At 47.6% G+C, this 24,958-nt stretch carries 20 protein-coding genes, 1 rRNA gene, 1 pseudogene and 2 riboswitches; of the genes and pseudogenes, 17 read left to right on the forward strand and 5 right to left on the reverse strand.

Annotation, left to right across the window (positions count from 1 at the left end; genetic code table 11):
- The first annotated feature begins 62 nt into the window (after nucleotides 1-62).
- The 4 genes and pseudogenes from rrf to OF158_RS17620 all read left to right on the forward strand — a co-directional run bounded on the left by rrf (nucleotide 63) and on the right by OF158_RS17620 (nucleotide 3,420).
- A 5S ribosomal RNA gene (rrf, locus tag OF158_RS08125) occupies nucleotides 63-178 on the forward strand.
- Nucleotides 179-1,031: 853 nt separating this feature from the next.
- Nucleotides 1,032-1,493 carry a GNAT family N-acetyltransferase gene (locus tag OF158_RS08130; protein ID WP_017550364.1) on the forward strand — a complete coding sequence of 154 codons (462 nt, stop codon included), beginning with the start codon at nucleotides 1,032-1,034 and terminating at the stop codon, nucleotides 1,491-1,493.
- A 211-nt stretch (nucleotides 1,494-1,704) separates the two neighbouring features.
- Nucleotides 1,705-1,869, forward strand: a complete 165-nt coding sequence (locus tag OF158_RS08135) for a hypothetical protein (RefSeq protein WP_164931349.1) — start codon at nucleotides 1,705-1,707, stop codon at nucleotides 1,867-1,869.
- Nucleotides 1,870-2,307: 438 nt separating this feature from the next.
- Nucleotides 2,308-3,420 (forward strand): annotated as a pseudogene (locus tag OF158_RS17620) (DUF6688 family protein).
- A 36-nt stretch (nucleotides 3,421-3,456) separates the two neighbouring features.
- Here OF158_RS17620 and OF158_RS08145 read toward each other — a convergent pair.
- Both OF158_RS08145 and OF158_RS08150 read right to left on the reverse strand, forming a co-directional pair.
- The gene (locus tag OF158_RS08145; protein WP_014098317.1) at nucleotides 3,457-4,104 is read right to left on the reverse strand and encodes a TetR/AcrR family transcriptional regulator; all 648 of its coding nucleotides are present in this window, start codon (nucleotides 4,102-4,104) and stop codon (nucleotides 3,457-3,459) included.
- Nucleotides 4,073-5,323, reverse strand: coding sequence for an MFS transporter (locus OF158_RS08150; RefSeq protein WP_035184906.1), 1,251 nt, complete (start codon nucleotides 5,321-5,323; stop codon nucleotides 4,073-4,075). The genes OF158_RS08145 and OF158_RS08150 overlap by 32 nt, the downstream gene beginning before the upstream one ends.
- A gap of 429 nt (nucleotides 5,324-5,752) precedes the next feature.
- A riboswitch (TPP riboswitch) is annotated at nucleotides 5,753-5,864 on the forward strand.
- Nucleotides 5,865-6,126: 262 nt separating this feature from the next.
- Here OF158_RS08150 and OF158_RS08155 point away from each other — a divergent pair.
- Nucleotides 6,127-6,891, forward strand: a complete 765-nt coding sequence (locus OF158_RS08155; protein ID WP_017550369.1) for an ABC transporter permease — start codon at nucleotides 6,127-6,129, stop codon at nucleotides 6,889-6,891.
- Nucleotides 6,892-6,902: 11 nt separating this feature from the next.
- A complete protein-coding gene (locus tag OF158_RS08160; protein WP_017550370.1) occupies nucleotides 6,903-7,892 on the forward strand; it encodes an ABC transporter substrate-binding protein in 990 nt (329 codons plus the stop codon).
- A 295-nt stretch (nucleotides 7,893-8,187) separates the two neighbouring features.
- Here the strand turns inward: OF158_RS08160 and OF158_RS08165 are convergent, their stop codons facing one another.
- From OF158_RS08165 to OF158_RS08175, 3 genes are read right to left on the reverse strand one after another with little or no spacing between them, the layout of a single operon-like run.
- Nucleotides 8,188-8,586: a VOC family protein gene (locus tag OF158_RS08165; protein WP_017550371.1), complete on the reverse strand. Its 399-nt coding sequence runs from the start codon at nucleotides 8,584-8,586 to the stop codon at nucleotides 8,188-8,190.
- Complete coding sequence (locus OF158_RS08170; protein ID WP_017550372.1) at nucleotides 8,570-9,355, reverse strand: phosphosulfolactate synthase; 786 nt, start codon at nucleotides 9,353-9,355, stop codon at nucleotides 8,570-8,572. The genes OF158_RS08165 and OF158_RS08170 overlap by 17 nt, the downstream gene beginning before the upstream one ends.
- On the reverse strand, nucleotides 9,348-10,043 hold the full coding sequence (locus tag OF158_RS08175; protein WP_017550373.1) for a 2-phosphosulfolactate phosphatase: 696 nt from the start codon (nucleotides 10,041-10,043) through the stop codon (nucleotides 9,348-9,350). The genes OF158_RS08170 and OF158_RS08175 overlap by 8 nt, the downstream gene beginning before the upstream one ends.
- Nucleotides 10,044-10,216: 173 nt before the next feature.
- Nucleotides 10,217-10,317: riboswitch (SAM riboswitch) on the forward strand.
- A gap of 120 nt (nucleotides 10,318-10,437) precedes the next feature.
- Here OF158_RS08175 and OF158_RS08180 point away from each other — a divergent pair.
- From OF158_RS08180 to OF158_RS08230, 11 genes are all read left to right on the forward strand, one after another.
- Nucleotides 10,438-12,294, forward strand: coding sequence for an assimilatory sulfite reductase (NADPH) flavoprotein subunit (locus OF158_RS08180; protein WP_043052570.1), 1,857 nt, complete (start codon nucleotides 10,438-10,440; stop codon nucleotides 12,292-12,294).
- 17 nt (nucleotides 12,295-12,311) lie between these two features.
- Nucleotides 12,312-14,024 carry an assimilatory sulfite reductase (NADPH) hemoprotein subunit gene (gene cysI / locus OF158_RS08185; RefSeq protein WP_017550375.1) on the forward strand — a complete coding sequence of 571 codons (1,713 nt, stop codon included), beginning with the start codon at nucleotides 12,312-12,314 and terminating at the stop codon, nucleotides 14,022-14,024.
- Between the two features lie 197 nt (nucleotides 14,025-14,221).
- Entirely contained in the window at nucleotides 14,222-14,740 is a 519-nt protein-coding gene (locus OF158_RS08190; protein ID WP_225620885.1) for a hypothetical protein, read from the forward strand.
- Between the two features lie 49 nt (nucleotides 14,741-14,789).
- The gene (locus tag OF158_RS08195) at nucleotides 14,790-15,533 is read left to right on the forward strand and encodes a MerR family transcriptional regulator (RefSeq protein ID WP_017550377.1); all 744 of its coding nucleotides are present in this window, start codon (nucleotides 14,790-14,792) and stop codon (nucleotides 15,531-15,533) included.
- A gap of 127 nt (nucleotides 15,534-15,660) precedes the next feature.
- Nucleotides 15,661-17,040, forward strand: coding sequence for a dipeptidase (locus OF158_RS08200; RefSeq protein WP_017550378.1), 1,380 nt, complete (start codon nucleotides 15,661-15,663; stop codon nucleotides 17,038-17,040).
- 63 nt (nucleotides 17,041-17,103) lie between these two features.
- Nucleotides 17,104-18,090 carry a DMT family transporter gene (locus OF158_RS08205; RefSeq protein WP_017550379.1) on the forward strand — a complete coding sequence of 329 codons (987 nt, stop codon included), beginning with the start codon at nucleotides 17,104-17,106 and terminating at the stop codon, nucleotides 18,088-18,090.
- A gap of 159 nt (nucleotides 18,091-18,249) precedes the next feature.
- The gene (locus OF158_RS08210) at nucleotides 18,250-19,242 is read left to right on the forward strand and encodes a thiamine pyrophosphate-dependent dehydrogenase E1 component subunit alpha (protein WP_014098305.1); all 993 of its coding nucleotides are present in this window, start codon (nucleotides 18,250-18,252) and stop codon (nucleotides 19,240-19,242) included.
- A 25-nt stretch (nucleotides 19,243-19,267) separates the two neighbouring features.
- The gene (locus tag OF158_RS08215; protein WP_035184900.1) at nucleotides 19,268-20,296 is read left to right on the forward strand and encodes an alpha-ketoacid dehydrogenase subunit beta; all 1,029 of its coding nucleotides are present in this window, start codon (nucleotides 19,268-19,270) and stop codon (nucleotides 20,294-20,296) included.
- A gap of 26 nt (nucleotides 20,297-20,322) precedes the next feature.
- Nucleotides 20,323-21,534, forward strand: a complete 1,212-nt coding sequence (locus OF158_RS08220) for a dihydrolipoamide acetyltransferase family protein (protein ID WP_014098303.1) — start codon at nucleotides 20,323-20,325, stop codon at nucleotides 21,532-21,534.
- Between the two features lie 16 nt (nucleotides 21,535-21,550).
- Nucleotides 21,551-22,930: a dihydrolipoyl dehydrogenase gene (gene lpdA / locus OF158_RS08225; protein WP_035184897.1), complete on the forward strand. Its 1,380-nt coding sequence runs from the start codon at nucleotides 21,551-21,553 to the stop codon at nucleotides 22,928-22,930.
- Between the two features lie 150 nt (nucleotides 22,931-23,080).
- Nucleotides 23,081-24,913, forward strand: coding sequence for a sigma-54-dependent Fis family transcriptional regulator (locus OF158_RS08230; protein WP_014098301.1), 1,833 nt, complete (start codon nucleotides 23,081-23,083; stop codon nucleotides 24,911-24,913).
- The last annotated feature ends 45 nt before the right edge of the window (nucleotides 24,914-24,958 follow it).

Below are 24,958 nucleotides of genomic sequence, written 5' to 3' on the forward strand. Positions count from 1 at the left end.
TTCTCCGTTTACAGTTTTTTCTCCCATCCGGTTTTCAGGGAACACATCCCAAATTATACAGGTCCGGTGATGATGGCGGAAAGGTCACACCCGAACACATCCCGAACTCGGAAGTTAAGCTTTCCAGCGCCGATGGTAGTTGGGGGTCTCCCCCTGCGAGAGTAGGACGTTGCCGGGCCAAAGCAAGCCGCAGATTACGATCTGCGGTTTTTTCATGCACTTTATAAATCTGGTAGTTGGTCTTCGTTTAAATGGAACGCTCACATCAAATGAAGTAGTTGTTCTTTTAAATGGCTGCAGTTATGATATCCGGAAAAACAGATCGGCTTCAGTTTCATGTACGTCATCAAACATTCCGGTTTCCTCCTTTAGTGTCCAAATAGATCATATTTTCTAACAAGGTGAACTGAACCAAGCCGGCTGGGTTATTTGTTTTTCGCCTTTTTAATTTTATGATCAATGACGGAAATTCCGGTAAACTCTATCAATAAAATAAGAGGAATGACAAGACTGTTTACGGTTTTAAAATATAATACTACTATAAGAAACAGGAATAAAATGGCAGCACTAAAAATATATCTCAATTTCAGGAAGCGAACGATCTGTTTATTGGGTATGTTATTCATATGATGGGATTCTTTTATAAAAAAGGAATCGATTTTAGACAGTTTCTTCGTTTTCATAAGAACGAGATACCGGTAAAGCAAAAAAAGTATAAGAATGATCATAGCAAAACCTAACACAGTATTTATCACTGTATCAAACATTTCGGAGCCCCCATTTCCGCATCCTTTACAGTCTCAACATAACATATTGCTTCAAAAATGACTATCCATAATTGACCGTTGATTCACGCTGAAAAAGTAAACGGACAATGTAAAAGAAGGAAATCCGCAGTTCTTGTGCTACAATAAATGACGATAAGAAAATAGAGAATTGTGCCAACCGATTGATAAATGGATTTCAGCTGCCGGGGCGAAAAGAAATGATAAAGGGCTGGCAAAGGAGGAAACAAGAGAGGAGGTTAATAAATGGATTTTATTCCCATTCAAGTTAGGCAGCATCTCCAGTATATTCTCCCGTTCCGCAGGGATTCTTTTATCGTAAGCTTCGGAACGGATGCAAATTTCAATGCAAGAGAGTACCTTGAATGGCTTGAAATGCAGCAAGTACGATTTCCGGAAGGTTTTATGCTTGCGATTGAAAATGGAGTTCCAATTGGACAGCTTGAGGTGACACGTAAAGATTTTGTAGGCAAATCGATTGGCTATGTCAACTTGTACTATCTTATTCCGGAAAAACGCGGCTTGGGTCTTGGTGCTGAGCTGCATGCGTATGCGATGAGCGTTTTCAAAAAACATCAATTGGAGGAATACCATCTCAGAGTATCCCCGACAAACAAGCAGGCCATTTCGTTCTATGAGAAAATGGGGATGAAATGGCTAAAGCCTGAAATGGACGGGAAAGTGTTCCGGATGGCAGGGAAGGTTTAGAACCTTTAACGATAAATAAAAAGCGGATAGAAGAGGAGCAAATGCATATCCGTATTTTACATGAGTCTGATGCTGACGCGTACCGGAAACTTTGATGCGTGCACTGCAATCAACCCCGGAGGAATTTGTCCTATCATAAAGAGAGAAGTCAAATTCACAACCGAAACTGTTAAAAAACCACTGGCTTCGACTGAGGAGGAGGCAACTTAAAATGAGAAATCATCCATACGAAGAATATGAAAATACTGATTTATGGAATACCATTTGGATGGCGATTGACGATCTTGTCAAAAACCAAGACCTTAAAGAAAGGACGCCCCGGGCATATATCGTTGGTTATTTATGTGAAAAGATATTGAAAGACGGCACACTGTGAAATATGGATGATCATCCGTAATCCATTAACTCAATTCCACTCCTCCTATATATTTTCCTATTGTTAAGGGAACTATCTTCATCTTCCTTTGAGGGGAGTACAGTACAGCATTCTTTTCGACCAAACTTACTTCAAATCCGCCTTTTTACGGGACTTTTGTAGAAAGGGGGTGGGGGGCACTTTAAAAAACGAATAAGCATAGCGAAAGAAACCAAAGGCCTGGAACAAATCAATTTAACTGTTATCCGGAAATACAATCGCAAAGAAGCGCCAGAAGCGCGGGCGCATTTTTGAAAATATTCATTTAGCATAGGGGGGACTGCATTGAAAAACAACAGAGCGCCAATTGTAATCATAAGTTTAATTGCAGTCGTGCTTTTGTTCCTGGTAGCGGCATACATCCTAGGATTTGGCTATCATATTCTATCCGTATTTTTTGTGTTTTTAGCCCTATTTGTTCTCTGTATTCCTGTGTATGTGATTGCCAGATTCCTATCCAGCTTTAAAAAGGGAACACAAGTAGCCCCATCCATCAAAGTCAAAACAATGGATACGGTGAATGCAGCCGTGCTTATTTGCCTGTTGATCGTGGGGTGTTATCTGAACGCTTATGGTGCAAGGGCAGGCGAACAGCTGCACGTTTATGAAATCGGAGGGCGGGCGGACGGCTATGCTTCATTGGCTCCTAATCATATCCTTTCAGCGATTGTGTTGGTTGTATTGGGCCTGGTTGGGTTCCTGATATTGAATTTTTATCCCGGCCAGGTTTCACCGGTTATCTATGTCGTGAGCAGTATGATACTGGTTCCAAATATTGGGTTTGCTGCTGTTTATTTTACACATACGCTATTCTCAAAACTGGGGGATATGTATTCCGTCCGAGCATTTCAATATAGCTTATTTTGCCTTGCTTTACTGTATATCACCAAGTTAAAAGATTCACTGAATGAGTTTTCAATAAAAATGAGGAAAGAGACTGTACAGTATAAGGGATTTCTTCTTTTACTCTTTAAAATTTCCGTACGGTGTAGTAAAATGCCTCGATTGTGGGCGATTTGTTTTTTTCCTGTTTTGCTTATTGTTTAAATGGTCCTCATATTATTTGGTCAGCGGCCGGACAGCTTTATCCGTTTGTTTTTAGATACAAGTTCTTTCACCTATTCCAGGATACCCAATCCCCCTCCGGAAATGTTAAAAGGAGACGAACACTATTTATGTTCTGTGGCAGCGAGGGGGCACACAAAAGTCGTTAAGCCGGTAAGGGCAGGGCTCCGGCACGGCAAAAGAATTCCTGTGAATCGCCAGTTGCTCGTTGCGAATGCCTTCGAACATCTTCTTGAAGAATACATGCCGCGTATGCATCACTTCATCCGCTATATTTATGATAAATACGGTTATCCTCTCAGCAGGCATATCCGTACAAAGTGGTCAGCGGACCTTGTCTATCTTTTCATGAAACCTTTGGAATGGTTTTTTCTGTTTATCTTATATACAGTGGATCAAAAACCGGAAAACAGGATTCAGATTCAATATAGCGAATTGCGTAAATAACGATCATCATCGTTTTATATCTGAACCCGGTTCGTATCAACCGGGTTCAATCTTGGTGTCCAAATGCCAGTCTGCATTTTCATCGGGACGCAAAGCCTGAATTAAGTATAAATTTAACGCCTCAAGCTGTCCGCCTACTGCCACTCTTTCTGGTTCTTCCACTTGAGCCATTAAAATCAGGCCGTCCCATATGTTCACCATAAAATTGACAATCGTTTCAAGCGGCTGTACCGGATGAAATTCACCCTGTTTTACGCCCTCTTCCAGAAGCGCTAAAAAGCTTTTCATGGCCCGGGTATACCTTTTTTGGAAAAATGCCTTTCTTTCCGGATTGCGCCACCTGGTGACAGAGTATTCATACATTACGATCCCGTAAGGATTTGGCAAACTTTGGCAAACCACTTTCTGATAGGCTTGAATGGCATCCCATATTTTTTCGTGGCTGCCTGCCAGGTCTTGAATATACGTATAAAATGAATCGTCATTTTTTTCAATAACCGCCTGCATGATTTCTTCTGTGTTGGAAAAATACTGATACAGATTTCCTCTGCTAATGCCGGCTTCTTTTACGATATCCTGCATGGTAACAGGTTCATAGCCTTTTCGTTCAAACACCCGCTTCGCAGCATCCAATATATGATTTTTTCTTTCTTCAAGATGTTGTTTTGATACCCTCGGCGACATGAATTTCCTTCCTTTCTGCTTTTTTCATTGCGATTGCGGAAACGGCAGCAAGCAGGCAAGTGGTTCCGCCAGAGATCAGGAATGCGAGACTGACGCCAAACCACTCTGAAAGCGAGCCTCCAAGTAATATGCCAACAAGCACAGCGAGTGTAGAAAGGCTGTTGATGGTACCGAACACTCTTCCGGTATGCGTTTCAGGCGTTTTCTTTTGGACGAGCACATCGAAAGGAATGGCAGCCATTGTAAAAGAAAAACCCATCAGAAAAAAGACGCAAGGGTAAACGGCTTCAATGATGCCGATCGGCCAGCCGGTACCCGTACTTACCATGATACAACCCAAACCAAGTATGGCGGGGCTGATTTTTAAAGTGATTAATTTCTCCCCTAACTTTATTTTCGTAAACAGCACGGAAGCAGTAAGCATGCCAAAACCGCTTGCCGCAATACACCAGCTCGCAAAATGGACCGTTGCGTTCTTGATATCCCTTATTAATATCATGGCCTGGGAATCAGAAATTTGCAAGGCCAGTATCATGGTACAAAAAACGATCAGACCCATTTTTAACACGGGAAAACCGGAGAGAAAGCGAAATCCTTCAGTTAGCGCGACCTTTTCCCGATGTTCTAGATCACTTTTTACCGGGCTCTGTAATGTTGGCGCCTTGATTCCAAACAGCAGGAGGGCGGAGAGGAAGAAAGAAATGGCATCAAGATAAAAAGCGCCTTTGATTCCGGTCAGGCTGATCAATGCGCCGCCTGCTACCGGCCCGATGATTTTGGCGCTGTTATTGATCATCTCGCTTGTGCCGATTGCCGCCTGTATTTGGTTTTCACCAACAACTTGGCGAAGCAGGCCGCTTTCTGCAGGGGTGAAGACGGCTGAGAAAAAGCCCAAAAAAAATAGAAAGATATAAACTTGCCAAAGCGAAACGGAAAAAGCAATCCCGAGCACACAACCGCAGCGGGCGAAATCCGAGAAGCTCATCAGCATTTTACGGTTAAACCGGTCTGCCAGCCAGCCGGCAGGGGATCCAAATAAAATTGACGGCAGCACCATGCATAATGTAATGCCTGCCATTGCAATCGGGTCGGCGTGCCACTTAAATGCCACTAATGCAAACAATGCAACAAGATGCAGCCAGTCCCCAAGATTTGAAATGGTTTGCGCACTGATTAAGAACAGAAAGGAATGATTTTTAAAAAGCGGATTTTCATTTATGCTCCTCCTTAAATGACATTTGTGTCGTTTTTATTATTATAAGCGACATGAATGTCATTTAACAAGATGATTTTAAAATTTTTCATAAAATTGGGTGCTTTTTGTGAGTTACAAGCACGGGAAGAGGGGGCGATGTGGTTGTTTCCGTCAGCACTTACAACCGCAGCCGTTGCCATATAAATAATGGTTAAGCAAAATAACATATCTGAATGGCTGTCTATTCAATTTACGATGACGGAATGAAGCGGTAAATGAGCTTATATATCGTGAGTATCATCATGATTGAAAATTTTTGCGGTTTTTTTCGGGATTTTTGGAAAAACAGGAGACCTGACTTGGAGCCGATAATTGAACCAATCACCATAGAAAAAAGCCTGCACCACTTTACACAAGCAAATAGAAAGCCTATAATGGAAAAAAGTGAATATTTCAGACTACTAGGGGTGCCCGGATTGGCGGGCTGAGAGAAAAACAGTTGGTTTTTCAACCCTTTGGACCTGATCCGGATCATGCCGGCGTAGGAAAGTAGGGATTTGTGAAAATTTTCTTGCTTATTAAAGTCAGGTCTTTTACAGGCCTGGCTTTTTTCTGTTGGAAGGGAGGGGAAAATAGCTGTTTTTAGAGCGGTAACCTGGAAAAGCTCGCCAATGAAGACGGACTTGTGAGGAAAAGGGAAGAAATGAAGATGAAAAGAACTTGCCGGAAAACTGTTTTAGCAGCAAAAAATCTAAATAGTTGAACGGGCTTTGGAACGGTTTGCAGCTTGTACATATTGGAAGTTTGGATGAAAGGAGGTTTCCTAAATGAAGTGGCGAAAATGGCTGGGGGATTACGGACTTTTTTGCGTTACGATGCTGGTCTTGATAGCCGGCTGGCAGTGGGTCATACAGAAAGGGATGATCCCGTCTTTCATTTTGCCGTCCCCTACCCAAATCTATGCATCTTTCATAGAAAATCACAGGCAATTAATAAATGTGCATTTGCCAGCGACAGTGGAGGAAGTCGGCATCGGTTTTCTTTTATCCGTTGCGGGCGGAGTGATGATCGGTGTCATCATGTATGTTTCCAAAACGGCTGAAAAAATCTTTTATCCGTTTCTTGTTATTTCGCAAACGATCCCGCTTGTCGCCGTATCACCTGTTTTTATGATGTGGTTCGGTTATTCAGTTTGGAGCAAGGTAGCGATCATTGTGTTAACGGCTATCTTTCCGATTGTAATCAGCACTTTTGACGGATTAAAAACCGTTGATCCCGCCTATTTGAATTTGTTTCGGACAATGGGCGCCAGCCGCTGGGATATTTTTCGAAAACTTTCTGTCCCGATGGCCCTTCCCCAATTTTTATCCGGCTTGAAATTATCGGTTGTATATTGTGTCAGCGGGGCAGCGATCGGAGAGTGGCTTGGCGCAACTGCGGGGCTTGGCTTTTTTAGCAAGCGAATGTCCGGATATTTGCAGTCGGGCGCTGTTTTTTCGGCTGTTTTTCTATTGGCTGCACTCGGCATGGGATTATTTTTGCTTATTTATGGGATGGAAAAAAGCTTATTGAAAAACAGAACAAAAATTTAGGGGGATTTTCAATGAAGAAACGATGGATAATGGTCGCTGTGCTCGCATGTTTCCTAGGTGCCTGCAGCAATCATTCGCAGCAAGCAACGAAACATGTGCAAAAAGTAACGATCATGCTGGATTGGTATCCAAATGCGGTTCATTCTTTTCTTTATGTAGCCCAGGAAAAAGGCTATTTTAAAGCGCAGGGCCTTGATGTCAGCATCAAAATGCCTTCTGACACAAATGACCCGTTAAAACTTGCGGCTGCGAATCGAATTGATATTGCATTAAGTTATCAACCCCAAGTGTTAATCGCGCGCGATGAGAAGATTCCGGTCCAATCTTTTGGCACCGTCGTCCGCCATACGCTGAACCGTGTGATGGTGCCGGCTTCAAGCGGCATCCGCTCACCGAAAGACCTGGCGGGCAAAACGGTCGGCTACTCTTCCATTCCGCTGGAAGAAGCAGCCGTGCGGACAATGGTCAAAGCAGACGGGGGCGATCCGGACAAGGTGAAAACAGTGGATGTTGGCTATGATTTAATCCCTGCTCTGACAGCCCATAAAACTGATGCGATCGTCGGCGGTTTTGTCAATCATGAACAGCTGCTGCTGGAAAAGGAGGGCGTACCCGTTAGAGCGTTCAATCCGGCAAAATACGGCGTTCCGGATTATGACGAACTCGTTTTCATCGCAAACGAAAATAAGCTGAAACAGCAGCCAGACATTTTTAAAAAATTTCTTGCTGCTGCCGAAAAAGGCCAGCAATATGTCAAAAAACATCCGGAAAAGGCGCTTGCCATTTTGTTAAAACATGAAGATGCCTCCTCACCGCTGGATAAAAATGTGGAAACGAAGAGCCTGCACATTTTACTGCCGAAGATGGACGAGAAAAATAAAACTATTGCCGATCAGGACCCAAAAAAATGGCAAGACGTTTCGGATTGGCTGTACCAGGCAAAAATCACAAAAACACATGTCAATCCCGAAAAGGCTTTTGTCAACTTAGAAAATCAATAAGAAACCAAAATGACCGGAAGTGAAGACAACATTTACTTCCAGTAGCGTTTGAATACGAGGAATCCGGGTGAATGGGGCGGTAAATGTTGACGTTTGTTAACAACTTCCGGTCTATTCCCGAATTTCAAGCACCGCTCCTTCCTGTAAGAATTCGAAAACATCAGCCGCCTTTTGCTGAGGCAGATTAGGAGTAGAGACCGCTGCACCCAGAGCATGCCTGGGAAGCCGATAAAATGTGGTCGCTTTCCAGGAAAAGCCGGCGCATGGCCCGGCCTTGAGCAATGAATGGGACTGGTTAATACACCATGCTTTCATCATGATAATATTTAAATTCGAGCAAGTTGTTAGAGGGGTCTTGGAGGAAAAATGTCCAATGTTCCTCTTGCTTGCCTCCAAACCGGACCATTTTATCCTGGAAAAATGGTAAATGGTTTTTCTTTGCAGATTGAAGGGTTTCCTCAAATGCTGCTTTATCCAAAAAAGTAATGCCGAAATGGCGGGGATACATTTTCGGGTTGGGATCTATTTTTTCAGGGCTCAGATGGCAGACAACCTGGTCCCCGAAAAAATTGAAAGTGACCCGGTCATCATACCGGCGCGCTACCTTGCAGCCTAATTTTTGATAGAAATCGGCTGTTTCATCAAGATCTTTGCACGGAATCGCCAAATGAAAAATTTTATCCGTTTCTCTCATGGGAATCTCCTCCAATAAAAAAAGTATCTGATCGCAAACCGAGCCTTAATGTTTCAAGCGCAAGGGCATCCGAAAAAGGGATGTTGGCCAAATTGGCATCCGGACCGAGATGGTGGATAAAAAAAGCCTGGAGCTGCTTGTTGGGCGCTTCGAAAATGAAAGAATCGCGGGGAATCCCCGAGTCCAGGATGGCCGCAAACATCTCCTCCCGTATTTCCCCGTCCCCGTTGTAAATGCCGCTTGTGCCGCTTTCCCTTGCCTCTGTCATCACTTTATATGCGCCTGCTTCTAAATCTTGACTAATCGATTCCAACCATAATGCTGGCGTATCGGCCATTGATTTGGCAGTATCTTTTGAGCCGACTTCACTTAACACTTTAAAATCCTTTGAAAACTCCGCAATATAGCGGCATTTTTCCGGATTGGACAGCGGCAGGGTGCCATTTGAGATTTCAACATATTCGCATTCAAACCGCCGGCAGTATTGAACGTACCGATCCGTTTTTCCCTGGCTGGCAAACTTTTCAAATAAAGTGCCGCCGAAAAAGAAGGCAATGCCGTTTTGCCTCAGGTGATCTATTTTTTCTTCCAAATGGCGTGAAACGACCGATGTTCCCCGGCCGAATTTGACGAAATCAATATAAGGGGCTGCACTGTTCACGGTATCTTTAAAAAAGTTCAGCGGAATGCCATTGTCAATTAAGATGGTGATCCCGCAATCCCGCGGTTTCTCATTGCGTAAAGGCAGTGTCAAACCATGGTCATTCATCTTCAACCCTCACGATCGTTGGAAATTCTCCCGTTGGATCCATTTTCATCACAAACTCGCAGTCTCTTTCTTTGATACAATATTCCAGGTCAGCCGGGTTAAATGCAGGCTGGCCGGGATCAAGAAATTTCTTTGCGACACTGGCATTTACAATCTCCTTGATCACTGATTCCGGCTTTATCGTGCCCGAGCCGGTGAGGATGCTTTCCATGTATAATGCGCATGCCAGGTCATCTTCCCCTGTCGGATGGGAAGCGATCATGTTGATGCGGGCGTTGTCTTTGTCTTTCCATTTGCGCCGGATCCATTTTGCCGTCGTTTTTGCATTCGAAAAGCCGGTAACATAGACTTCCTTTGCATGAAGGGCGCGAAAAACTGCTTTTACCCCGTTTGTCGATGTTTGCACCAACGTTTTGCCGGCTAACGGCTGTTTGGCGATGGCGGCCGGTGAATGGCCCAAATCAAATCCCGGGATCGGAAGGCCGTTCCTTTCGCCCGTGAGCAAAACATGCGGGTATTTGTTTTTGATACGAAAAGCCGTTTCTATTGAGTCAGCCAACCAAATCTCTTTTACGCCGCCCAAAAAGGCATGGTGGGCAACCGTAAACGCGCGGATTACATCGATCACAATATTGGCGTCCCCGTCTTCCGGCGTCATCTCATTCCCCTGGTAAATGCGGATATTCATCCATTCCCCCCTCATTCTGTGCAAAAGATACATAAAGTATATTGGGGGGACGCTTGATGCGGAACTTGCCACCCTTTTCCTTTTTTAAATGTCCCATCTGTTCAAAAAAGAATTGACTGTACCTGCATTTGATTGTATAATGTTTTCAATGATTTCTAAATAATGATTCGTGCTTCTTATCCAGAGAGGTGGAGGGAAAGGCCCTTTGAAGCCTCGGCAACAGGTTGAAAAACACTGTGCCAATTCCTGCAGACAATCGTCTGAAAGATAAGAGAAGTTGACCATTGTGCGCCGGCTCTTCTTATCTTTGTAAGGAGAGCTTTTTTCGAAGGCGCTTCTCATGGAAAGAAGCGGATTAAAATCCAAGTAAACTTCTATGTATATTTGGATTAGGATGTCATACATAAATAAACAAATGAAAAGTGCATGCAAACATTGCGAGGTGGAAGATTTGCCGTTAAGTGTACAAAACAGCCCGTTTAGTAAAGAACAGGCGGAAAAGTTAAATGAACTGCTGCAACTATTAACGGATCAGCAAAAATTATGGCTAAGCGGATATTTAACCTATCCGTTTGCCGAACAAGGAACGAATCCCCCGGGAAGTACAGCTGTTGCTGAAAAACCGGTACAGACGGCAACCAAAACGGTTACGCTGCTGTTTGGTTCCGAGACAGGCAATGCCCAGGCGCTTGCCGAAGCATTCGCCGCCAGATTAAAAGAAATGCAGTTTACCGTATCTTTTTCGGCACTCGATGCAGCCAAGCCGAAAGATTTAAAAAATGCAGGGTATCTGCTCATCATTACAAGTACACAAGGGGAAGGGGATCCGCCTGACAACGCATTGTCTTTCTATGAGCTGATCCACAGCAGAAAAGCCCCGAAACTGGACGGGGTCCAATTTTCCGTTTTGGCGCTTGGGGACCAGACATATGAGTTTTTTTGCAAGGTCGGAAAAGAGATCGACAAGAGGCTGGAAGAGTTGGGCGGGGAACGGCTCTATCCGCGGGTGGATTGCGATGTGGATTATGAAGAAGACGCCCAGGAATGGTTTGAAGGGGTTACAGGCGTGCTCCAGTCATCTGCCTTGCCGCCTTCAACCGCAGCAGATGCCACCCGGCCCGCAAACACCGATTATTCCAAATCCAACCCGTTCCAGGCGGAAGTGCTGGAAAATATCAATTTGAACTGGGAAGGGTCCAATAAAGAAACGCACCATATCGAACTATCCCTTGAAGGTTCCGGTTTTACATTTGAACCGGGGGACAGCATCGGGATTTACCCGGAAAATGACCCGGAACTCGTGGAACGTCTGATCGAAAAGCTCGGCTGGGATCCAAAAGAACCGGTTCCGATCAATAAAAAAGGGGAAGTGCTGCCGGCCAGGGAAGCATTGCTCAGACATTATGAAATTACGAGATTAACAAAACCGCTGCTTCAGCAGGCAGCCGTGCTTTTCGGAAACAAAGGGCTTACGGCTTTGCTTGAAAATGAAGCGGAGGCAAAGGCATACCTTGAAGGGCGGGGCCTGATCGATCTTGTCGAGGAGTATCCGCCGGAAAAAGTGGAAGTGCAAGCTTTTGTACAAATGCTCCGGAAAATGCCGCCGCGGCTTTATTCGATCGCAAGCAGCTGGAAAGCGAACCCCGATGAAGTCCATCTTATCATTGCACTGGACTGCTATACAGCAAACGGAAGGGTGTGCGAAGGGGTTTGCTCCGGACAAATCGCAGGCAGGATAAAACCAGGAGACAAGCTGCCGGTTTATGTCCACCGCAATCCGAATTTCAAACTTCCGGCTGATCCGGATGTGCCGGTGATCATGATCGGGCCGGGAACAGGCGTGGCGCCGTTCCGTTCTTTCCTGGAAGAAAGGGAAGCGGAAGGGATCACCGGCCGTACATGGCTGTTTTACGGGGACCAGCATTTTGCGACGGATTTTCTGTATCAGCTTGACTGGCAAAACTGGCTGAAAAATGGCGTGCTCGAACGAATGGATGTGGCTTTTTCGCGCGACCAGGCAGAAAAAATATACGTCCAGCACCGGATGCTTGAAAAAAGTAAAGATTTTTATGCATGGCTTGAAAAAGGCGCCTGTGTGTATGTGTGCGGCGATGAAAAGCAGATGGCCCGCGACGTCCAAGAAACGCTGCTTCACATTCTTGAAACAGAAGGCAACATGACGAGGGAAGAGGCAGAGGGCTATTTGCAGGAAATGCGCCAAGAAAAACGTTACCAGCGTGATGTGTATTAACAGAGAGGGGCAGGAAGATGGTTGATAAAAAACTTGATCCGCTTGAAACGATAAAAGAAAAAAGCCGGTTTCTAAGAGGAACGATTGCGGAAGGGCTCAAAGATCCGCTGACCGGCGCGATATCCGAGGACGATAATAAACTGTTGAAATTTCATGGCAGCTACCAGCAGGACGACCGGGATATCCGCAACGAGCGGCGCAAAAAGAAACTGGAGCCGGCTTACCAGTTTATGGTGCGTGTCCGCATTCCGGGCGGCGTTGCGACCCCGGAACAGTGGCTTGTGATGGATGAACTGGCGCAAAAATACGGGAACGGAACGCTGCGTATGACGACCCGGCAGACGTTCCAGATGCATGGCATTTTAAAATGGAATTTAAAGCAGGCCATCCGCGAAATGAACGATGCGCTCATGACGACGCTTGCTGCGTGCGGGGATGTGAACCGGAATGTGATGTGCAACCCGAACCCGTACCAGTCGGGTGTGCATGCCGAGGTATATGAATGGGCGAAAAAAACGAGCGACCACTTGTTGCCGCGGACTTCCGCGTATCATGAAATCTGGCTGGAAGATGAAAAAATCATTGATACAAAAGAGCAGGAAGATTCCGAACCGCTGTACGGCCCGAAGTATTTGCCGCGGAAGTTTAAAATCGGGTTTGCTGTGCCGCCTTCCAATGATGTCGATATTTTTTCACAGGATTTAGGGTTTATCGCCATTTTGAATGAAGGGAAGCTTGAAGGGTTTAATGTCGCGGTCGGCGGCGGGATGGGCATGACCCATGGCGATCCGAAGACATATCCGCAGCTTGCCCGGATCATCGGTTTTTGCACCCCGAACCAGGTGATTGAAGTGGCGGAAAAAGTGGTGTCGATCCAGCGCGACTACGGCAACCGCGCGAACCGGAAAAATGCGCGTTTCAAGTACACCATTGACGCACGGGGGCTCGACTGGATCAAGTCGGAATTGAATGAACGGCTCGGCTGGGATCTCGGGGAAGCCCGCCCGTTCCATTTTGACCATAACGGCGACCGTTACGGCTGGATCCAAGGCGATGGCAAATGGCATTTAACGTTATTTGTCCAAAGCGGCAGGATTAAAGATATTGACGGCTATCCTTTGATGACCGGGCTGCGTGAAATTGCAAAAATCCATCAAGGCGAGTTCCGCCTCACCCCCAACCAGAATGTCATCATTTCCAATGTAACCGAGGAAATGAAAGGAAAGATTGACGAACTGGTTGAAAAATACCATCTGACGGACGGCAAGCATGCTTCCGCCCTCAGAAGAAACTCGATGTCCTGTGTCGCATTCCCGACTTGCGGCCTTGCGATGGCGGAAGCAGAACGGTACTTGCCGGAACTGCTCGGAAAAATCGAAGAGATTTTGGATGAAGCGGGGTTGCGCGAAGAAGAAATCGTCATCCGGATGTCAGGCTGCCCGAACGGCTGCTCAAGGCCGGCGCTTGCGGAAATGGCTTTTATCGGGAAAGGCCCCGGAAAATACAATTTGTATTTGGGCGGCAGCTTCACTGGCGACAGGCTCGCTTGCCTTTATAAGGAAAATATCGGGGAAGAAGAGATCCTCGCTTCCCTGCGCCCGATTCTTTTGCAATATGCAAAAGAACGGCAGGAAGGCGAACATTTCGGGGATTTCGTCATCCGCGCCGGAATTGTAGAAGCGATCCGTGACGGACGTGATTTTCATAAACCGGCAGCGGTGAATAAATAATTTTACAAACTGTGCCTAGAAGGATTTTATTCTCCGGGCACAGTTTTTTGTTTCTTTACAAAAGCTTCCAATTGGGACATACTGTTTAGCAGAATACCTCATAAAGGATGGTTGCCATGCTGGGAAAAAATTTAAAAACATATATCGAAAACCAAAAGGATACTATAATAATATTATGTAAACAAGAAATAGCGTATTTGGAGCGCTATAAGGATTTTTTCAAAGATGCTGTCAGGGAAAAAGAAATTGTTGAAAAAGAGGGTACCGCCCGTTTTGCCGATGCATCTATTGAACGGTGCAGCAAGGAAGCCGATGAGACCCTTGCGGTGGAAACGGCGGCGTTTTTAAATGAACCTGTCATCTATTTGAAAAAGCATAGGAAAGAATATGTTTACATCGTGTCAGACTGGTTTGGCATCATCGGCGTCGACGGGATTGCCCTTGAGCTGGATGATGTCTTCGGCCATTACAATTGCATGCTCGGGCTCAAAGTGCAGAAGAAATACGGGCCGGCGATTCAAACGGGATTGTCTGAACTGCTCGAAGGAGACGGGAAGGGGGAAATCCTTTTTGATGGCAATGAAGGCATCTGGGATGTGAACTTTCCGTTGAACGATGTGCCCGGTTTCAGGGAAGAGATGCCACTCATGGAAGCTTTCGTGAAAATATACGAAGTGCTGTTTGCCTTGCAGGAAAAACTCGAAAAAATGTCTTGACCCTCACGCTGCGTCACCCCTTACAGTAAAGAAGAAAGGGGGCTGCATGATGAGAATTAAAGAAGTTGCAGAGCTCGCCGGGGTAAGCATCCGGACATTGCGCCACTATGACGAAATCGGGCTACTTAAACCGGCCGAAGTTTCACCGTCCGGCTACAGGCACTATTCGGAAGAAAACTTGAAAACGCTCCAGCAAATCTTATTTTTCAAGGAATTGGGCTTCCCTTTGCAAAAGATCAAGGAAATCATGGAAAGCCCTTCGTTTGACAGGCTCGGGGCGCTCGAGCTGCAGCGCCATTTGCTGATTGAAAAACAGAATCGGCTCGGGAACATGATTGCCTTGATCGAAAAAACAATCCAATCGGAGAAAGAGGGAATGAAAATGTCCAGTGAAGAAAAATTTGCCGGTTTCCGCTTTGACAGCAATCCGTATGCGCGTGAGGCACGCGAAAAATGGGGGGATCAGGCAGTAGATGCAGCGGAAGCGAAAATGGCGAGACTTGACGGAGATGAAAAATTGGCTTTGGCTGATGAGATGAACGAAATTTACCGTGAACTTGCTGCCATCCGCCACAAGGACCCGCGCGCACAAGAAGCGCAAACAGCGATCCGGAAATGGTTTGATTTTTTAAACCGCCATTTCGGGGATTATACGCCGGAAGCCTTTAAAGGGCTTGGCCAAATGTATATAGAAGACAGCCGGTTTACAAAAAACATTGATCAATTTGGCCCAGGGCTTGCGGCGTTCATGGCCGCAGCCATGGCGGAATTTGCGAATCAAACGCATCAATAAAAAATGCGGGGAGCTGCCAAAAGGGGGCTCCTGCTTTCTTTTTTTCATTTGCCACCTTGCAAATGAATTGGAAAAATAATGAAACTTGTCTTACAATAAAGAGAAAGCATGACGAGGAGGTATAGGCATGTCACAAACGTATCAGCAATATTTAAAGGAACACCATGAACAGCACTTAGAAGAACTGTTTGATTTTCTCCAAATCCCGAGTATCAGTTCCCTATCCGAACATCAACCAGATGTCAGAAAAGCAGCGGAATGGCTGAAAGCAGAGCTTGGGAAAACAGGCCTCGAACATACCGCAGTGATGGAAACGAAAGGCAACCCGGTTGTATACGGTGACTGGCTTCACGCAGACGGGAAGCCGACCGTCCTGATTTACGGGCATTACGACGTCCAGCCGGTTGATCCGCTGAACCTCTGGAAAAGCGATCCGTTTAAACCGGAGATCCGCGATGGCAAAATTTTTGCCCGCGGCGTGAGTGATGATAAAGGACAGGTGTTTATGCATATCAAAGCGATCGAAGCATTGATGGAAACGGAAGGGGAACTGCCTGTCAATATCAAAGTGCTGTTTGAAGGAGAAGAGGAAATCGGCAGCCCGCATCTCGCACCATTTGTAGAAGCACATCAGGAACTTTTAAAAGCGGATTTGATCGTCGTTTCCGATACCGGCATGCCGGAGTTGGGAAAACCGACGATCTGCTACGGGCTGCGCGGCTTATGCGGCCTTGAAATCCATGTAAAAGGCGCATCAAGCGACCTTCATTCCGGCGAATATGGCGGCGGGGTGCAAAATGCTGCCACTGCGCTGGTTGAATTGCTGGCGTCCTTCCACGACCAGGACGGCAGGGTTTTGGTGGAAGGCTTCTATGACAAAGTGGAAGCAAGCACGCCGGAAGAAAAAGAAGCGTTCGCAAAACAGGCGGCAGATGAAGGCCAAATACAGGCGCAGCTTGGCGTACCGGCATTGTTCGGGGAAAAAGGCTACTCGTACGCGGAAAGAACATCCGTCCGGCCGACGCTTGAGATCAACGGCTTACAAAGCGGTTTCACCGGAGAAGGCCTGAAAACCGTTTTGCCGTCTGAAGCCTTTGCGAAAGTGACCTGCCGCCTTGTGCCAAACCAGGACCCGTACGAAATTCTGTCGTTACTGAAAAAACATATTGAAGCCCATGCCCCAAAAGGCGTAACCGTTTCTGTAACCGAATTTGACAAAGGTTACCCGTATGTCACGCCGCGCAAGCATCCTGCCATCCAGCTTTGCGGAAAAGCGTATGAAAAAGTGTACGGCGTGCCGGTTACCTATACAAGGGGCGGCGGGTCGATTCCGATTGTTGCAGAATTTGACCGCATTTTAAACATACCGGTCGTGCTGATGGGGTTTGCCCTTTCGTCGGAAAATGCCCATGCGCCGAACGAGCATTTCCATCTTGAAAATTTTGATAAAGGTATCCAGACCATTTGCACGTATTGGAACGAGCTCAAAACATTGCCGCTTTCATAAGATAAGGAGGAATGCCCCGTATGCGGGGTTTCATTCCAAAACGCTATAAAAAGGATGTGGGAGATGTTGCGTCCGGTCTTATTAGGGGTATGTGCCGCCTTCTTTTTCGCGGTGACATTTGTTTTAAACCGGTCGATGGAACTGTCGGGCGGCAGCTGGATTTGGAGCGCCTCCCTCCGGTACATTTTGATGGTTCCGTTTTTGCTTGTGATCGTGCTTGTCAGGAAAAATTTTCAAGCCTTATGGGCGGAAATGAAAAAGCATCCAGCCGGGTGGTTATTGTGGAGCTTTACCGGTTTTGTTCTTTTTTATGCGCCGTTATGTTTTTCGGCAGCCTATGCGCCCGGATGGCTCGTGGCCGGCACTTGGCAGATCACGATTTTATCCGGTTCACTGCTTGCCCCGTTCTTTTTTAAAACGGTGGAGACGCCGAAGGGCCTGCTGAAAATCCGGGAACCCATCCCGTTCCGCGGCTTGCGCTGGTCGCTTGTGATTTTGCTCGGCGTTTTGATGATGCAGCTTGAGCAGGCCGGCCGGATCAGCTTCCGGGAAATGATGCTGGGTGTCCTTCCCGTCATTGTGGCGACTTTTGCTTATCCTTTGGGCAACCGGAAAATGATGGAATTGTGCGAAGGCCGGCTCGATACATTTCAGCGTGTGCTCGGCATGACACTTGCCAGCCTGCCCTTTTGGTTTATTCTGTCATTGTACGGTTTAAAAGCGTCCGGCCCGCCGTCCGGAAACCAAATCGTGCAATCAGGCGTGGTTGCGGTCTTTTCCGGGGTGATTGCCACGGTATTGTTTTTCCGGGCAACCGATCTTGTCCGCGGCGACATGCAAAAATTATCGCTTGTGGAAGCGACCCAGTCATTGGAAGTGCTGTTTGCGCTGTTCGGGGAGATGGCCATTTTACCGGTTGCGGCGCCATCGCTGTTGTCCTGGTTCGGCATCATCACAGTTGCAGCCGGTATGGTGCTGCACAGCCTGATGTCACGAAAACCCGTTGCACCGGCTGCATGGAAAATGAAAAAGTCAGAAATCAGCGGATAAGAAAATATGGGAAAAAATGAGACAAAATGAGACAGCTGTCCCGGTTTGTCTCATTTTTTTATGTGCCGGGCAGACGAAGCAGGATGAAAGCGGGGTTTTCAGTTGGCACGCTTTTTGCTTGTTTACCAAGTGAAAGACGACGATAAGGAGGATGGATAAATGGAGACAGTAAAAGCGGGCGAACTGCAGTTAACGAAGGAAAAAGCGCAGTGGATGTTGCAAAAAATGTTTGAAATCCGCAAGTTTGAAGACAAAGTGCATGAAGTGTTTGCGACCGGCATTTTACCGGGCTTCGTCCACTTATATGCCGGTGAGGAAGCGGTTGCAGTCGGCGTTTGCGCCCATCTGAACGATCAGGATATGATCACAAGCACACACCGCGGCCACGGCCACTGTATCGCGAAAGGCTGCGATTTAAAAGGGATGATGGCGGAAATCTACGGGAAAGCGACAGGTCTGTGCAAAGGAAAAGGCGGTTCCATGCATATTGCCGACCTCGACAAAGGCATGCTCGGTGCAAACGGGATTGTCGGCGGCGGGTTCCCGCTGGCATGCGGCGCAGCATTGACGGCGAAAGTTAAAAAGACGAGTAATGTAAGCGTTTGCTTCTTTGGGGACGGCGCGAATAACCACGGTACGTTTCACGAAGGCATCAACTTGGCAGCCGTATGGAAGCTTCCGGTCATTTTTGTGGCGGAAAATAACGGCTATGGGGAAGCGACGCCATTCCATTATGCGTCAAGCTGTAAAACGATTGCCGACCGTGCCGTTGCCTACGACATTCCGGGTGTTCGTGTCGACGGGAAAGATATCGTCGCCGTGTACCAGGCGGCAAAAGAAGCGGTGGAACGCGCCCGCAACGGGGAAGGCCCGTCGCTGATTGAATGCGTGACGTACCGAAACTACGGGCATTTTGAAGGGGATGCCCAAACTTATAAAGCAGAAGCAGAAAAGGCGAAACAGCTGAATGAAAAAGATGCGATCGTCCAATTTAAAAAATTTGTGCTTGAACAAAACCTGTTCAGCGAAGCAGACATCAACAGCCTGGAACAAAAAGTGGAACAGGAGATCGAAGAAGCTGTGAAATTCAGCGAAGAAAGCCCGTATCCGGACCCTTCCGAACTTTTGAAAGATGTCTATGTATCCTACTAATCTATGAAAAAAGGAGGCCTTTCCAATGGGAAGACAAATTTCTTTTTCGCAGGCCATTAACGAAGCGATGAAACTGGCGATGAGAAGAGATGAAAATGTAATTTTGATGGGGGAAGATGTTGCCGGCGGTGCGGAAGTTGATCACCTGCAGGATGAAGAAGCATGGGGTGGCGTGCTTGGCGTGACGAAAGGCCTTGTCCAGGAATTCGGCCGCGGGCGGATTTTGGATACGCCGATTACGGAAGCGGGCTATATGGGGGCTGCGATGGCTGCTGCTTCAACAGGATTGCGGCCGATTGCAGAGCTCATGTTCAACGATTTTATCGGCAGCTGTCTGGACGAAGTGCTCAACCAGGGTGCGAAATTCCGGTACATGTTCGGCGGCAAGGCGCAAGTGCCGGTGACGGTCCGGACGATGCACGGCGCCGGTTTCCGGGCGGCGGCCCAGCACTCGCAAAGCCTGTATGCGCTGTTTACGTCGATACCGGGCTTAAAAGTCGTCGTGCCGTCAACGCCATATGATGCGAAAGGGCTGCTTTTGGCTGCGATCGAAGACAATGACCCGGTTATCTTTTTTGAAGATAAAACGCTTTACAACATAAAAGGGGAAGTGCCCGAAGATTACTATACGATTCCGCTCGGTAAGGCGGACAGGAAACGTGAAGGAAGCGACATCACCATTGTTGCAATTGGCAAACAGGTGCAGACGGCGCTTGAAGCGGCAGAACGGCTTGCCAAAGACGGCATCGAAGCGGAAGTGATTGATCCGCGCAGTTTATCGCCGCTCGATGAAGGGGCGATTCTCCAGTCGGTCGCAAAAACAAACCGGCTCATTGTGGTCGATGAAGCGAACCCGCGGTGCAATGTGGCAACCGATATTGCGGCACTTGTTGCCGATAAAGGGTTTGATGATCTGGATGCCCCGATCAAACGGATCACGGCACCGCACACGCCGGTTCCGTTCTCGCCGCCGCTTGAAGATTTGTATTTGCCGTCCGCCGGGAAAATTGTGCAGGCGGTATCAGAGCTGTTGGGGGAACCGGTCGGGCAATAACAGACAGATAGAAAGGAGTGGTTGGCATGCCGGTTGAAGTTATTATGCCCAAACTTGGGATGGCGATGAAAGAAGGAACCGTTTCACAGTGGAATAAAACAGAAGGAGAAGCCGTTAAAAAAGGCGACCCGATCGCTAGCATCAGTTCGGAAAAAATAGAGATGGAAATCGAGTCCCCTGCGGACGGCAATGTATTAAAAATCAATGTGCCGGAAGGAAAGGGCGTACCGCCGGGAACGGTGATTTGCTATATTGGAAACCCGGATGAAGAAGTGGCGGCAACAGCAGCCCCGGTGCAGGAAGAAAAAGGACAAAAAGAAGAAATAAAGGCGGCCCGTCCCGCACCGCTCCCGAAAAAACCGGGGAAAGTGCGCGTGAAAATTTCCCCGGTCGCGCGGAAAATGGCGGAAGCAGCAGGCATCAAACCGGAAGATATAAAAGGGACCGGGCCAGGGGGCAGGATTACAAAAGAAGATGTGGAACAGGCAATTGCGTCAAAGAAAGAAAGCCGCAAACAGGACAGCCTCATCCAGGCGCCGGCAGGAAAAGAACCGAAGCACACACCGGTATCCGGCATGCGCAAAGTGATCGCAGAACGCATGCATGCCAGCCTGCAATCGGCTGCACAGCTGACGATCACGATGAAAGCGGATGTCACGGAACTATTGGCGCTAAAAACGCAAGTGAAAGAGACAATCACAAAACGGTACGACAGCAAACTGACGATCACGGATTTTATAGCAAGAGCTGCCATCCTTGCCCTCGAAAACCATCCGGAAATGAACAGTGCGTTTATGGATAACACAATTGTCACTTACCCGGAAATCCATTTGGGCATCGCAACGGCGGTTGAAAAAGGGCTGATTGTCCCGGTCATCCGCAACGCCGACAGCAAATCGCTGATCGACTTGGCAAAAGAAATCAAAGAAAAAACAGCGGCAGCAAGATCCGGGAAACTGCCGGCAGATGAGATGCAAGGGTCCACTTTTACCATTTCAAGCCTGGGTGCAAGCGGCGTCGAATTTTTTACGCCTATTTTGAACCCGCCGGAAGCCGGAATATTGGGTGTCGGTGTCGTTTCGGATGAAGCTGTTTTTATCGGGGACAAAATTGAAAAAAGGAGCCGGCTGCCGCTCAGCCTGACGTTTGACCACCGCGTGCTCGACGGGGCGCCGGCAGCGGCCTTCCTGCAAACGGTCAAGCAATATTTGGAAGAACCGGTTACGATGCTTTTGTAGGAAAGAAGGGATCAGGATGGAAACCATCGGGATTTTAGGCGGCGGGCCTGCGGGCTACGTCGCTGCCATTACAGCAGCACAGCAGGGTGCGGATGTCATTTTATTTGAACAGGCGACACTCGGCGGTACATGCTTAAATGAAGGGTGCATGCCGACCAAGACGCTTTTGGAAAGTGCAGGGCGCTACCGGGACATCCGGGAAGCGGACAAATTCGGGATCCGGGTGAACAAGGAAGCGGTGTCCATTGACTGGTCCTCCCTGCTTGAAAGGAAAAATGCGATCGTTTCCCGGCTTGTACAGGGCATTCAATACTTAATGAAGAAAAACAAAATCAAAATCGTGCAGGGAAAAGCGGCATTCCAGTCACCCCATGTTGTTCTTGCAGAAACAGCAAACGGCACGGTTGAAATAAAAGCGGACCAGTTCATCATCGCAACAGGGTCTGAACCGAGCTCCCTCCCGTTTGCGCCGTTTGATGGCAACTGGATCATCGACAGCACGCAGGCCATGTCTCTTCCCGGCCTGCCTCCATCGCTCGTAATTGTCGGCGGCGGGGTAATCGGTTGCGAGTTTGCGAGCATTTACAGCCGGCTTGGGACAAAAGTGTCGATCATAGAGATGGCCCCACATATTTTGCCGGGGGAAGATGCGGATATCGCGAATATTTTAAAAGAGCAGCTTGAAAAAGACGGGGTGGACATTTATACATCTGCTGCCGTAAAAAAACTGGACCGTGATAAGAAATGCGCGCTGATTGAGCAGGAAGGGGAAACGCGCGAGATTTACGGGGAATACGTGCTTGTTTCAATCGGCCGGAAACCGTCTGTCAACGGGATCGGCCTCGAAAATGCCGGGGTGGCGTATGAAAAATCGGGCATAAAAGTCAATGAAAAGATGCAGACGAACATCCCCCATATTTATGCCTGCGGCGATTGTATTGGCGGCATCCAACTTGCACATGTCGCTTTTCATGAAGGAAAAGTGGCCGCGCTCAATGCATGCGGAATGGAGGCAAGTGCGGATTACAAAGCCGTTCCCCGCTGCATTTATACGTTTCCGGAAATTGCCGGCACCGGCCTCACCGAAAAGCAGGCGAAAGAAATGTACGGCGCTGTTCGGATCGGCGAATTTCCGTTTTCGGCAAACGGAAAAGCGATGATCAGCGGGGAACAGGTTGGGAAAGTGAAAGTCATCATCGAGCCGGAATACGAAGAGGTGGTCGGCTTGTCCATTTGCGGCCCGCATGCAACAGAACTGGTCGGGCAGGGGGTATTGATGCTGAACGGGGAAATGACGGCTGATTTGCTTGAGCGCTTGATTGCCGCTCATCCGACCGTCTCAGAAGCCATCCATGAAGCCGTTTTAAATGCACAGGGGCATCCGGTGCACGTATAATCATTCCCGGCAGTCTCTCAGACTGCCGGGAATATTCATAAGCCCTGTCTACATATTGAAGACGCTTTCCGTATTCGATTATAATAGAAAAGAACATCACGACTTTCTTCCTGATGCGCAATTTTCTATGATGAGTCGGAGGGATGAAAGATGGCTGTATGTTATTGGAATACGTGGAAAAAGTTTGTGCAGGAAGGGACATTGGATCCCGAGAGAATCAACAACCGAATCGCTGAATCGTGGTACCGCTGTAAAAAACGGGATGTGAACCCGTATTTGCGGAAAGGGCAGCATATCCTGCCTGTTGAAAAACTATTGGCACACCGGGAAAGGCATAAAGATTTTTTAAATATTGCCGAACGCCATGTGAAAAAGATGGAGCCTGTGTTTCAGGAAGCCGGCATGATGGCGCTCCTGATTGATCCTTGCGGGCATGTGCTGTCCGTATCAGGAAACCGGAAAACCATTTTTGAAGCGCAAAAAATTAATTTTGTCGAAGGGGTTTGCTGGACGGAAGAGCGGGTCGGCACGAATGCGATCGGCACTACGCTTGAGACAGGGGAAGCCGTGATGGTGAACGGCCCTGAGCATTTTTCGGTTGCCTCCCACCAGTGGAGCTGTGCAGCCGCGCCGGTTTACGACAGCCAAAGGAATCTTGTTGGCGTCATGGACTTAACATGTCCATATACCGAATCCCACCCTTTCATGCTCGCCATGGTTTCATCGCTGGCTTATACAGTAGAGCAGGAAATCGTACGCATGGCAAAAAGCCGGCATGAACGTTTCATCCAAAAAGCTGTTGAACTTTCGGACCAGTACGGGGACCGGTTACTCGTCATTACGGATGAAGAAGGAAAAGCCGTTGCGGCAAGCCGGCCGCTTCGGAAGAAAATGCCGGATTATTTTGGTAGAACGATTGAAGAAATGACCTCCCAAACGGATACCATTGTGAACCAATCCATTCCATTGCCTTCCAGCCGGGAAAAAATCGGCACCTGTTTCTTTTTGTCTGAAAATAAAAATCTTTCCGGCACCCTTCTTCAAAAAGAAAAGTTCGTCTTCCGTGGCGTCACCGGTATAAGTAGAAGTTTTCAGGAAACGTTGCGCAAAGCCCGGATTGCTTCCCTTTCCGATACCACTTGTTTTATCACGGGTGAGACCGGAACTGGAAAGGAGCTGGTCGCACGAGCCATCCATGAAAACAGCAGCCGGAAAAACGGCCCGTTTATTGCCGTCAATTGCGGGGCTGTGCCGAAAGAATTAATGGAAAGCGAGTTTTTCGGTTATGCCGACGGGGCTTTTACCGGCGCAAAACGGGGCGGCCATAAAGGAAAATTCGAGCAGGCCCATGGCGGCACCTTATTTCTTGACGAAGTGGCCGAGCTGCCGTCTGCCATGCAAACGGCGTTGCTCCGCGTCCTGCAGGAAAGAAAAGTCGTGCCGGTCGGTTCTGCAAAAGAAGTAAGTGTGGACGTCCGGATTATTGCCGCGACCCACAAGGATTTACCGAAGCTCGTCAAAGAAGGGAAGTTCCGTGAAGATTTGTTTTACCGCCTGTATGTTTTTCCCGTCCGCCTTCCTGCTTTGCGCGAAAGAAAAGAAGACTTGCCTGCTTTGATTCAGTATATCAGCAGAAAGAAAAATCAAGACGTCGAAATCCCGCCGGCGGTTATGAAGAAAATGCAGGATTATCATTGGCCCGGCAATATCCGTGAACTGATGAATGTGATTGAAAACGTCCGACTGCTTGCTGTGGCCGGTGAAGAAGAAGCGGAACGGTATGTGGACGAATATGTTTCCGGAGAGACCGGGCTTAACGGCATGGAAAAACAGGTCACGACGCTGAACCCGCGGGAAGCGATTGAGCGCGATATGATACTGGAAGCTTTGAAACATACGAAAGGAAATGCGGCGGCAGCGGCGAAAATGCTGGATATTCCGCGCAGCACATTTTACAGAAAACTGCGGAAATACGGCTTGTAACGATTGAATGCCCGGTTTCAGGGTATAGAAAAAATATCATCTTGG

Source organism: Weizmannia sp. WK01 (assembly GCF_025905465.1).
Classification (GTDB): domain Bacteria; phylum Bacillota; class Bacilli; order Bacillales; family Bacillaceae_C; genus Weizmannia; species Weizmannia faecalis.